Here is an 11,044-nt window from a genome sequence, read left to right on the forward strand (position 1 = left end):
ACCGTGATTTGATGCACAGCATCACGCTTGAAATCTTCACTGAAATTTGGCTTCCCCATAACGGCCTCCTTGCCTCAAAATTAGGGAAGAAAGCGTCTACAATACTAGGGGCTATTCAAACTGCTGTCGCTCAAGACAGCGCAGGTACCGTATTGGTGCTGGACGGCTCTGTGTCCATGTGGGGACAGATAGATGGCGTCGCCAAGATCACCATTGCACAGCAGGCTGTTGGTACAATTTTGGATGATTTTCCGCAAGATCAGCGGCTAGGCCTCACGCTTTATGGGCACCGGCAGGAAGGTAGCTGTAGCGATATCCAGACGCTCGTTTCCCCTGCGCTCGGCACTGCAAGCGAAGTACAAACCGCAGTGAATAATATTCGTCCACTTGGCAAGACGCCAATTACCGACGCAGCGGAGGCTCTCGATTACATCAATCAAACCGCGACCGTTATTTTGGTGTCCGATGGCGTTGAGACCTGTAACCCAGATCCCTGTACTGCCGCACGCCGTCTCGATCAGGCGGGAGTAAATTTTACTACACACGTGATTGGTTTCGATGTGGATGACACTATCGCGCTGGATCAGATGCAGTGCATCGCGCTTGAAACTGGAGGTCGCTTTCTCAGGGCTGCGGATGCGACGGAACTCAAAGACGCTATTGCGACTGTTGCTGCTGAAAACGAAACTGAAACCGAAGTGCTTCTTACGCCATCGAAACAGTGTGCAGCCCCTGCCCTGCAAAGTTCATGTTTATGAATTTCAGAACTCGGGTCAGTTTGATCCTATTTCGCGCTAGGAATTCATGGGGCATAGATCGCTCGATGAGTGTTTCATGTGCATCGCTGAGCCTTGTACCCATAAACTTGGGACCAGGACCACGCCTGAGCAGCGCAGCAGCACGGTCATCCTTTTGCGCACGTGCCAGCCAACTGTATGCGGACGACCCAGAGCCACTGTGTTCGTTGCAGAAATCCATTAGCGCAGCTCGGCTCAGGAAGCCGATCACAACATATTGTACAAGATCCTTGCGAAGCGCAAAAGTGCGCATCCATTCTGTTTACAACTCGACACGCAAACACACAAACAACGGCGTGCCGTCACCAGTTCACTATGAAACAGTACAGAAGAAAATGAACGAGGCGGGCATCTAGGAAACGAGTGGCAACTCATGCTTGGCGCCGCAAAAAAAGTAATCTAAGGAAGTGGTTCCGGTCGCAGCCTACCCGGACAACAAAACAAGGGTTATAAAATGAAGACGATTGTCATCTGCTCCGGCGGGCTCGATTCTGTTTCACTTGCGCATATGGTCGCGCAAGAACGACAGCTGACCCGCCTCGTGTCATTCGATTACGGCCAGCGCCATCGCAAGGAACTGGACTATGCGGCGCTCTGTGCGCAGCGACTGGATGTTCCACACGATATTATCGATCTGCGCGGCATTGGTGCGGCCCTGACGGGCTCTGCGCTCACGGATGATATTGATGTCCCGGACGGGCATTACGCCGAAGAAAGTATGCGCATTACCGTCGTGCCAAACCGCAACGCCATCATGCTGGCCGTGGCCTTTGGTGTGGCGGCGGCGAATGATGACCAAGCGGTGGCCACTGCGGTGCATGGCGGGGACCATTTCATCTATCCCGATTGCCGCCCCGCCTTTACTCAGGCCTTTGAAGCGATGCAAAAGGCGGCGCTTGACGGCTACGCGGATGTGTCGCTGTACACGCCTTTCGTGCATCGCACTAAGGCCGATATCGTCACCGAGGGCGCGCGCCATAATACGCCCTTTGCAGAAACCTGGTCCTGCTACAAAGGTGGAGAGGTCCACTGCGGGCGATGCGGCACCTGCGTGGAGCGGCGCGAAGCCTTTCATTTGGCACATATCGCCGATCCCACCACATACGCAGACCCCGATTTTTGGGTCGGGGCAACCGCAAGAAAGGACCGTGGCTGATGTACCGGATCACAAAAGAATTCCATTTTTCAGCCTCGCACCAATTGTCGCACCTGCCCGACGGCCACCAATGTGCGCGGCTGCACGGCCACAATTATGTTGTTGTCGTGGAGTTGGCGTCAGGGACGTTGAATGCAGACGGTTTTGTGCGTGACTATGGCGAGTTGAAGGCGCTGAAGACCTATATCGACAACACATTCGACCATCGCCATCTCAATGACATCATGGTCGAAGCCTCGACGGGCGAGAACATGGCGCGGCATTTCTATGACTGGTGCGCGGCACGCTGGCCTGAAACCAGCGCCGTCAAGGTCAGCGAGACGCCCAAGACGTGGGCGGAATACCGGCCATGAACAAATTGCGCGTCGCTGAAATATTCGGCCCGACGATCCAAGGCGAAGGGGCGCTTATCGGCGAGCCAACCGTCTTTGTGCGCACCGGTGGCTGCGATTACCGCTGCACTTGGTGCGATAGCTTGCATGCGGTCGACACGGCCTATCGGCATACATGGGCCGCGATGCCAACAGATGCCGTTTGGGATGAGGTGCAACGCCTGTCCAAAGGCAATCCGTTGACCGTGTCCCTGTCCGGCGGCAACCCGGCAATTCAGGATTTCACGCAACTCATCGCGCTCGGACACGCCAAAGGCTACCGATTTGCCTGCGAAACCCAAGGATCGATTGCAAAACCTTGGTTTGGCGATCTCGACACGCTGGTGTTGAGCCCCAAACCGCCATCGAGCGGGGAAACTGTTGATTGGGCGGCTTTTGATGCCTGTCTGCTTGCGGCCAAGGGGGCGGGCAATATCGTGATGAAGATCGTGATCTTCGACGACGCGGACTATGCTTGGGCACGGGCGACGGCAGCGAACTATCCGGATCTGCCGCTCTACCTTCAGCCTGGCAATCTTGAGGTCGATCCCGAAGTCGCGGTCGATCCACAGCTCTTGGCCGATAAGCTGCTGTGGCTGGTCGATAAAACCATCAACGATAGCTGGTTTGCACCGCGGGTCTTGCCGCAATTGCACGTCCTGCTTTGGGGTAACAAGCGCGGGGTCTGACCCCATTAAGGAGACAATTATGGAAACGATTTACAGTGACTTGAAACAACTGGGCGGCCAGACCGATTTGCCATCCTCGCCCGAAGACGCGGTGTTAGAGCGTGTCTCGAACCCACAAGCGGACGTGGCCTATTGCGTGCGTTTCACCGCCCCCGAATTCACATCGCTCTGCCCCATGACAGGTCAACCTGATTTCGCACATCTGGTCATCGACTATGTGCCGGCAGAATTTCTGGTCGAGTCCAAATCGCTCAAGCTTTTTCTCGGGTCATTTCGCAACCACGGCGCATTCCACGAGGATTGCACGATCTCGATCGCACGGCGTCTCGTAGGCTTTCTGAATCCGCAATGGCTGCGGATCGGTGGCTACTGGTATCCGCGTGGCGGCATCCCGATTGATGTTTTCTGGCAAACAGGGGCGATGCCGGAGGGTGTGTGGATTCCGGACCAAGGCGTACCACCCTACCGCGGCAGAGGATAAAGACGACGGGCCTGAAACACCCTTTCTGCATCTGTTCTCGCGGCGCAGCCGATCATTCTCATCGTCAGCCACCTGCCTACCCGTCAGCCTGCTGGTCAGTGCGATCCGCACCGCATTCTGGCGGAATTCGTCCGTCCGTTTCGGTCCGATAGTCTGTCTCCTTTGTTGCAGTAAATACTATCAAAGGAGCAGCATCAAACCGCGACAGGTCCAGTTGGCGCTTGCAGTAATTTCGCGATAGGTATGTTTTATGCAGCCGGATTTTGCCACCATATTTCCTTTACGACACGGTCGGGTCCACGAAGCCTATGGACCTGCGGCAACGGCTTTTGCCGCAGTCGTCGCTAGCGTGGCGCCGGGTACGACGCTCTGGATCAGCCCGTCATGGGACGGCGAAGCGGTGAACCCTTTGGGGCTTTCGCCCGTGCTGGACCCTGCGCGGCTTTTGAGTGCGCGCACCAGCAGTCATGCCGATAGTCTGGCCGTGGCCGAAGAGGCGCTGCGCGACGGTACGCTGGGGTGCGTCGTGATCGACATCACCCGTCCGCTGAACCTGCGCGAGGGGCGTCGGCTGCAGCTGGCGGCGCAACAGGGCAAAACCACCGGCTTGTGCCTGATCCCTGAAGGCATGGGTTCGAATGCAACGGAAACCCGTTGGCACACCCGTCCGTTGTTTGACCCCCACAGCGAGGACTCGACTCTGATGCGCTGGGAAATTATCAAGAACAAATCGGGAACAATTGGGGCTTGGGATGTTCGGTGGTCGCCAGAAACGCATCGTGTGCATGTGGTATCCGCGGTTGGCAACCGAACGGGTTCTGCGGGTGCGCCCCAGTGAGGCCCCTTTTGCGCTGACGCTGAACCAGCAAAACACCGACCGGATTTACTGCCTTAATCAGGCTGCCGAGGCGCTAGGCCTGCACCGTGGCATGACCTTTGCCGATGCGCGGGCGTTCTGTCCGACCCTCACCAGCCAGCCCGCGCGGCCCGATCGGGATGCGCAGTTTCTTACCGCGCTGCGCCGATGGGCGACGCGCTATTGCCCGTGGGTGGGGCGCGAGGGACGCGACGGTTTGGTGCTCGATGTAAGCGGCGCGGCGCATCTGTGGGGAGGCGAGCCCGAAATGCTGGCGGATATGCGCGCGCGCGCCGAGCGGGCGCGGCTGACCCTGCGCCTCGGGGTGGCCGACACGCGCGGCGCGGCTTGGGCGCTGGCGCATTTCGGTGAAAACGCCGCGCTGAAAACGCTGCCCATCGCGGCGCTGCGGTTGGCGCCTGCCACGGTCACCGCCCTGCAACGGCTCGGGCTGCGCAGCATCGGTGATCTGGCCGGCACGCCGCGGGCGCCGCTGGCCCGTCGGTTCGGCCCCGAGGTGTTGCGCCGCCTCGATCAGGCCTTGGGCGATCTGCCCGAAAGCATCAACCCCGCCCCCGAGCCGCCGCATTACGGCGTGCGGCTGACCTTTCCCGAACCGATCGGCCTGCTTGATGATGTGATGGGCGCAACCGCGCGGCTGCTTGCGCCGCTTTGCGCCAAGTTGCACCGCGATGCGGCGGGGGCGCGGCGTCTGGTGTTGACCCTGCGCCGCGTGGATCAGGGCCGTCAGCAGGTGGCGTTACATCTTGCCAGTGCGATGCGCGATCCGGCGCGCATTCTGCCGCTGTTCGAACGTGGTGTGGCGGCGGTGGATGCGGGCTTTGGCATCGACGTGATGCGGCTGGAGGCGGTAGAGGTCGAACCCTTGCCGGTGCAGCAAATCACCAGTGTGACGCAAGATCAGCCCGACAAGCTGAACGATCTGATCACCCGCATCGGCACACGCATCGGACTGGAAAACATCCAGCGGTTCTTGCCCGCCGACAGCCATATCCCCGAGCGCAGCTTTACCATCGCCCCTGCGGCCTTTAGCGTGGCCGAAGGCGTCTGGGTCTGCCCGCGTCCGCGTCCGCTGCTGCTGTTTTCCCCCGAACCCCTGACCGTAAAAGGCGCGACCCCGCCGCAAAGGTTTCGTTGGCGCAGCATGGTGCTGACCACGGGGCGCGCCACGGGGCCGGAACGCATCGCGCCCGAATGGTGGCTTAGCGATGAAAACTGGCGTTCGGGTCTGCGCGATTACTGGAAAATCGACACCCGCGAGGGGCGGCGCCTGTGGCTGTTTTACACGCCGCAAGCCCCCGCATGGTTTGTCCACGGAGAATTCGCATGAGCTATGCCGAACTCTGTGTCACCTCGAATTTCACCTTTTTGACGGGGGCGTCCCACCCCGAAGAGCTGGTGCTGCGCGCCGCTGAACTGGGGCTAAGCGCCATCGCCATCACCGATCGCAACACTTTGGCGGGGGTCGTGCGTGCCTTTAGCGCCCTCAAAACGCTGAAAGCGGAAAACGAGGCAGCCCTGCGCATCCGCTCGAGTACGCAGATCGACAGCTGTTCACGCCAAGAGGTCGGCATGCCGCAGGATTTGCGCCTGCCACATCAAGCGTCATTGCCCAAGCTGATCGTCGGCACGCGGCTGGTGCTGCGCGATTGTCCGGTCGAGTGGCTGGCCCTGCCCACGGACCGGGCGGCCTACCAGCGGCTGTCGCGGCTGCTGACCTTGGGCAAACGGCGCGCGGACAAGGCGGAATGCCATCTTGATCTGGCCGATCTGGTGCAGGGCTGTCAGGGCATGATCCTGATCGCCCTGCCCCCGCACGATCTGACCCGCGCGCTTGCCCCGCTGCAAACACTGGCGCGCCACTATCCGGGTGCGGTGTTTTTGGGCGCCGCGCCGCGCTATGACGGGTCGGATCAGGCGTGGTTTACCGCCTGCGCCGCGCTGGCCTTGCGGGCCTCGACGCCGATGGTCGCGATAGGCGATGTGCTGATGCACCACGGCGCGCGCCGCCAACTCGCCGATGTGCTGACCTGCCTGCGTGACGGCGTGACCATCGATCATATCGGCACCCGCGCACTGCCCAATGCCGAACGGCGGCTGAAAGCGCCCGCCGACATGGCGCGGATGTTTCGCCACCATCCCGCCGCCCTGCGCCGCAGCGTTGAAATCGCCGCGCGCTGTAGTTTCGACCTGTCGGAGCTCAGCTACGACTATCCTAACGCAAAAGAGGGTCCGGAAACACCGCAGCAACGCCTGACCCGTCTGGCCCACGAGGGGATTAGCCGCCGCTATCCCCGTGGCGCGCCTGCGCGGGTTCACAACTTGCTGCAAAAAGAGCTGCACCTTGTCGGCGAGCTTGGCTATCCCGCCTATTTTCTCACTGTTCATGACATCGTGGCCGAAGCCCGCGCACGCGGCATCCTGTGTCAGGGGCGCGGCTCGGCGGCCAATTCGATCATCTGCTATCTGCTCGGCATCACCGATGTCAGCCCCGACATGATCGGCATGGTGTTCGAGCGGTTCATTTCGCGCCATCGCGGCGAGCCGCCCGACATCGACGTAGATTTCGAACACGAACGACGCGAGGAAATCATCCAGTGGATTTACCAAAAATACGGGCGCGAGCGCGCGGGACTTTGCGCGACCGTGATCCATTTTCGCACCCGCGCCGCGATCCGCGAGGTGGGCAAGGTCATGGGCCTGTCCCAAGATGTGACCGCGAACCTCTCGGGGCATATCTGGGGACTGACCAACAGCGGCGCGGATCTGGAACGGGCGCGCGAATTGGGCCTTAATCCCGACGACCGCCGCCTGGCGCAGACCCTGAAGTTGATCGGAGAAATCATCGGCTTTCCGCGCCACCTCAGCCAGCATGTCGGCGGGTTTATCATCACCCAAGGGCGGCTTGATGAACTCTGCCCGATTGAAAACGCGGCGATGGAAAACCGCACGGTGATCGAATGGGACAAGGATGACATCGACACGCTGGGCATCCTCAAGGTTGATGTGCTCAGCCTTGGTATGCTGACCTGCATCCGCAAGGCGTTCACCCTGCTGGAGCGCCACGAAAAGATTCATTTGACGCTGGATACCGTCCCCCAAGAAGACAAAGCGACCTACGACATGTTGACGCGCGCCGATGCGGTGGGGGTGTTTCAGGTCGAAAGCCGCGCGCAGATGAATTTCCTGCCGCGTATGAAGCCTGCGACCTTTTACGATCTGGTGATCGAGGTCGCGATCGTGCGCCCCGGTCCCATTCAGGGCGGCATGGTCAAACCCTACATCCGCCGTCGCCAAGGGCTGGAAGCGCCTGAACCTTTTGGTCCCGCGCTGATGGAGGTCACGCGCAAAACGCTGGGGGTGCCGCTGTTTCAGGAACAGGCAATGCAGATCGCCATTGTCGGCGCAGGCTACAGCGCCGAAGAGGCCGACCAGCTGCGCCGCTCGCTTGCCTCTTTTCGCCGGATGGGGACCATCGGCGCGCACCGTGACCGTTTCGTGGCAGGGATGACCGCACGCGGTTACCCCCCAGAGGTGGCGCAGGCCTGTTTCGCGCAGATCGAGGGTTTTGCCGATTACGGGTTTCCCGAAAGCCACGCCGCCGCCTTTGCCATGCTGACCTATGTCTCCTCCTGGCTTAAATGCCACTATCCCGCGATCTTTGCCTGCGCGCTGCTCAATTCCCAGCCGATGGGGTTTTACGCCCCCGCCCAGATTGTGCGCGACCTGCGTGAACATGGCTGCGAGGTGCGCCCGATCTGCGTCAACCACAGCGCTTGGGACAACACGCTGGAACGCCGCCCCGACGGGACACTGGCGCTGCGGCTGGGGTTTCGCCAGATCAAAGGCTTTCGCGCCGAGGATGCGGGATGGATCGTGGGGGCGCGCGCCAATGGCTATCCCGATCCCGAAAGCCTGTGGCTGCGCGCCGGTGTGTCGCCTGCCACGCTCGAACGGCTGGCCGAAGCGGATGCGTTTACAGGGATGAACCTCACGCGGCGCGACGCGCTTTGGGCGGTGCGCGCGATCCGCGCCCCCGCGCCGCTGCCGCTTTTTGCCGATCCGCTGGACGGCGAAGGCCTGCGCGAACCACAGGTCAGCCTGCCCACGATGCATCTGGGCGAAGAGGTGGTGGAGGATTACGTCGCGCTACGCCTGTCGTTGCGCGCCCATCCGATGGAATTGCTGCGCCCAACGATGACGGGGCTGACGCCGCATGCCGAGTTGGTCACAGCGCCTTTGCGCCGCACCTGTGTCTGCGGACTGGTGATCACCCGCCAACGCCCCGGCACCGCATCGGGAGTGATTTTCCTGACGCTAGAGGATGAAACCGGCGTGTCAAACATCGTGGTTTGGCCCAAGGTTTACGAACGGTTTCGGCGTATCGTGATGGGCGGACGCCTGTTGCGGGTGACGGGACGCCTGCAGCGCGAAGGCGTGGTCGTGCATCTGATCGCCGAACAGGTCGAGGACTTGTCGGGGCGTATCGCCGATCTGGGCCACCCGATGGACGACGCCGTGGGCATCACCAACCCGCCCGCCGACGACGCGCCACGTCCGCCCCGCTACCAAGCCCGCGCCTATCACCCCCGCGATCAGGCCAAACGCTTGTTCCCAAGCCGCGATTTCCACTAAGGTCTGGCACAGTCCCTTCGGCCAAATCTGGCATCAATCCAGCGCGGCGATGCAGCGCAAAGCGGCAAACCCGACATTGGTCGCGGTCGCCGTGAATGACAGGAACGTCCCGCACGGCCACATCGACTGGCCCCGTTCTGAACAGTGGGTTTTGAAGAAGCGTCACATCCTCCCGGTGATCGATCAGAAAATACGTTGCGCAACGCACTGGTGTCCAACCTTAAGCTGCTGGGGGAAATGACCTGATACCCCTACCCTGACCCTACTAAAAGCCGCGGGTCGCACGTCGCGCGCGATAATTCCTGGCACCCGCATCTTGGACGCATGTTTTCTAACAGGTGAAGAAATCGTTAATTTTTTCAACGAATTTATTGACATTACACAAAAATAGTTCTTTCCATAAGTTGCTTGAAGACCTGTGGCGGCGCGATCGGCCCCACTAAAATGCTCCACAGTTATTTTCTGTGAAAGAGTCCGGGCAACGCGGTCGGAATGGGTAGTGTTCCTAGCGGGATGCCGCACGTCCAAATGTTGTAAAATTTGAAAACGCAGGTGGTTATGAAAAATAGTATAAATGGTGTTGCGCATACAGGCGCAGCGAATTCTCGGTGTTTAGATGTCTTATCAACGCACCAAAACAATCCCAGTCAATGTGGAAAGACCTACCTTCAGGCGGCGAAGCGTCTGACCAAGATGGTGGTCAAGGTCACACGCTTGGATGTTGCGTGTTTGGTGGCCCTGTCTCTGGCGGGTCCTGCCCATGCGTTTGATGACGATTTGGGCATTCTTAAACTCCCTGCCCCCAACGCAACACCGACCTCTACTTTTCCCGATTGTCTGGGTGCATTTTATGGACGGGCACTGAATACGCGTATTCATGTTTATCAGAACCAAACGACAACGGTGGGGGGCGGATACTGGAATGCAGGCGCTGACACGATCACATCAACGCCGTCTGTAACACCGGCCATGCTGGAGGACTGTGGCTACACAAACCCAACGATCATATTGCAAGATGGACCTTCTAGGGCAACCTATGCCCTTGAAGATTACATGGGTCTTATTTGGCACGCGAGTGAACTGGGTGGCAATGAGGTTTTCGAATACGAGTTCGCCATCATCAACGCCACCGGCACAACCTTTCGCAACACAAAAACCCTGATCGGGACGCGGCCATCCGCGGCGATCAGTTCCAGTGACACAACTCTTTCAGCGGGTGAAACCGCGACGATCACCTTTACGTTTGACCAAAACGTAACAGTTGCGAATGCAAGCGCGGTGACGGCAACCGGCGGCACGCTTGGTGCAATCACCGGAAGCGGCACAAGCTATTCAGCGACGTTTACGCCAACGGCCAGCGCTGGCGCGACAGCCCGGATATCAATCGGTAATGGCGCATTTGCGATTAGCGCAGGTTTGACAAACCAAGACGCCGCAGAGGCGAACAACAAAGTGACTATCACTGTGGATACGGTGGCGCCAAGCGCAACCCTGACAGATTTTGTCGTCACATCCGGCCCGCCGCTTCCGGGGTGGTACGGCACGACACTTACGTTGTCAGAACCTTCGCCTGACTTTTCGCTTTTTGACATTAAACTTTCATCAAACGTAACCAGCTGGGGATACGATGATTCAGCGGCACCAGTTTACAAGATCTATATCAATCCGCCCTCTGGTCCCGACCCTGTCACATTATCCATTCCGGCAGCCGGATTTAAGGACGCCGCAGGAAACCTGAACACGGCGTCTCGGGAAATCAGCTATACGCCTGACTCTACGCCGCCGACGGCCAGCATTGCGGCCTTTACCGGCGCATTGAACGGCGACCAGACGGCAGTGATTACCCTGTCCGAGGACAGCACCGACTTTGTCTTGGCTGATTTGACGCTGACCAATGCAACCGCGACGTTGACCGGATCCGGCAAAAGCTACACGGCTGTTCTGACACCCATCGCCGATGGGCCGGTGGCCCTGTCTGTGGGTGTGGGTATGTTCAGTGATGCGGCGGGCAACACCAATACCGCAGCCTCGAACGAAG

Annotated in this window: 9 protein-coding genes and 1 pseudogene; 9 read left to right on the plus strand and 1 reads right to left on the minus strand. The window is 59.6% G+C overall.

Annotated elements, in window-relative coordinates; genetic code table 11:
• The 5 genes from ACXJGX_RS00005 to queF all read left to right on the plus strand — a co-directional run.
• The coding region (locus ACXJGX_RS00005) for a vWA domain-containing protein (RefSeq protein WP_474778086.1) at positions 1 to 758 on the plus strand (758 nt) is incomplete at its 5' end.
• Positions 759 to 1,251: 493 nt separating this feature from the next.
• Positions 1,252 to 1,953 (plus strand): 7-cyano-7-deazaguanine synthase QueC, encoded by a 702-nt coding sequence (queC, locus tag ACXJGX_RS00010; RefSeq protein ID WP_474778087.1) that lies wholly within the window; start codon positions 1,252 to 1,254, stop codon positions 1,951 to 1,953.
• Entirely contained in the window at positions 1,953 to 2,306 is a 354-nt protein-coding gene (gene queD / locus ACXJGX_RS00015) for a 6-carboxytetrahydropterin synthase QueD (protein ID WP_474778088.1), read from the plus strand. Before queC ends, queD begins: the two co-directional genes overlap by 1 nt.
• A complete protein-coding gene (gene queE, locus ACXJGX_RS00020) occupies positions 2,303 to 3,013 on the plus strand; it encodes a 7-carboxy-7-deazaguanine synthase QueE (RefSeq protein WP_474778089.1) in 711 nt (236 codons plus the stop codon). The genes queD and queE overlap by 4 nt, the downstream gene beginning before the upstream one ends.
• Before the next feature lie 16 nt (positions 3,014 to 3,029).
• Positions 3,030 to 3,494, plus strand: coding sequence for a preQ(1) synthase (queF, locus tag ACXJGX_RS00025; RefSeq protein ID WP_474778094.1), 465 nt, complete (start codon positions 3,030 to 3,032; stop codon positions 3,492 to 3,494).
• 21 nt (positions 3,495 to 3,515) lie between these two features.
• Here queF and ACXJGX_RS00030 read toward each other — a convergent pair.
• Positions 3,516 to 3,644: pseudogene (locus ACXJGX_RS00030) on the minus strand (IS3 family transposase); the annotation flags it as partial.
• Between the two features lie 100 nt (positions 3,645 to 3,744).
• On the opposite strand from ACXJGX_RS00030, the gene ACXJGX_RS00035 reads away from it, so the two are divergent.
• The 4 genes from ACXJGX_RS00035 to ACXJGX_RS00050 form a co-directional block, all read left to right on the plus strand.
• Entirely contained in the window at positions 3,745 to 4,332 is a 588-nt protein-coding gene (locus tag ACXJGX_RS00035; RefSeq protein WP_474778090.1) for an ImuA family protein, read from the plus strand.
• Positions 4,247 to 5,701, plus strand: a complete 1,455-nt coding sequence (locus ACXJGX_RS00040) for a Y-family DNA polymerase (protein ID WP_474778091.1) — start codon at positions 4,247 to 4,249, stop codon at positions 5,699 to 5,701. Before ACXJGX_RS00035 ends, ACXJGX_RS00040 begins: the two co-directional genes overlap by 86 nt.
• On the plus strand, positions 5,698 to 9,006 hold the full coding sequence (locus tag ACXJGX_RS00045; protein ID WP_474778092.1) for an error-prone DNA polymerase: 3,309 nt from the start codon (positions 5,698 to 5,700) through the stop codon (positions 9,004 to 9,006). The genes ACXJGX_RS00040 and ACXJGX_RS00045 overlap by 4 nt, the downstream gene beginning before the upstream one ends.
• 714 nt (positions 9,007 to 9,720) lie before the next feature.
• Positions 9,721 to 11,044 (plus strand): Ig-like domain-containing protein (locus ACXJGX_RS00050; RefSeq protein WP_474778093.1); only part of this gene is annotated, 1,324 nt, incomplete at its 3' end.

It is taken from the genome of Yoonia sp. SWMV100 (assembly GCF_056108365.1).

Bases quoted from the DNA above. Each gene is read 5' to 3' on its own strand.
- queC (WP_474778087.1), top strand. From the start codon at position 1,252: ATGAAGACGATTGTCATCTGCTCCGGCGGGCTCGATTCTGTTTCACTT.
- queD (WP_474778088.1), top strand. From the start codon at position 1,953: ATGTACCGGATCACAAAAGAATTCCATTTTTCAGCCTCGCACCAATTG.
- queE (WP_474778089.1), top strand. From the start codon at position 2,303: ATGAACAAATTGCGCGTCGCTGAAATATTCGGCCCGACGATCCAAGGC.
- ACXJGX_RS00035 (WP_474778090.1), top strand. From the start codon at position 3,745: ATGCAGCCGGATTTTGCCACCATATTTCCTTTACGACACGGTCGGGTC.
- ACXJGX_RS00040 (WP_474778091.1), top strand. From the start codon at position 4,247: ATGTTCGGTGGTCGCCAGAAACGCATCGTGTGCATGTGGTATCCGCGG.
- ACXJGX_RS00045 (WP_474778092.1), top strand. From the start codon at position 5,698: ATGAGCTATGCCGAACTCTGTGTCACCTCGAATTTCACCTTTTTGACG.